Raw genomic sequence first — 303 nt, 5'->3', positions numbered from 1 at the left:
AAGGGGCGACGGCCAGTTTCCCAGCTCTTAAGCGTGTTGATGTCGACGCCCAGGGCATGTGCCGCCGCCTCCTGGCTGAGCCCAATCTGGGTCCGGATGACGCGCAGGACGGCGCCCGAGATGGCTCCCTCGGGATCAGGTGTACCGGCGGTACGCCTGTCGACGGGGATTCGCGCCACCTGCCCACCTCCCAGGTCAGAGCACGTGTACCGGCAGTGTCTCGTAGCCGCCCATCGATCTTCGTAGCGTGATGCCTAGATGCCGAAACCCGACGAAGGGGGCATCATGATCTCGCTACTCGAC

The 303-nt window shown here is 64.7% G+C and carries 1 protein-coding gene; it reads right to left on the bottom strand.

Translation table 11 applies throughout. From position 1 onward, the window contains the following. A partial coding sequence (locus tag OO70_RS57195) for a helix-turn-helix domain-containing protein (RefSeq protein ID WP_158711704.1) occupies nucleotides 1–179 on the bottom strand: 179 nt, incomplete at its 3' end. Nucleotides 180–303 lie beyond the last annotated feature (124 nt).

Origin of the sequence: Streptomyces xylophagus, assembly GCF_000716435.1 — a bacterium.
GTDB classification, from domain to species: domain Bacteria; phylum Actinomycetota; class Actinomycetes; order Streptomycetales; family Streptomycetaceae; genus Streptomyces; species Streptomyces xylophagus.
The sequence above is the reverse complement of the archived record's forward strand: the minus strand, read 5'-3'. Positions and strand labels throughout refer to the sequence as shown.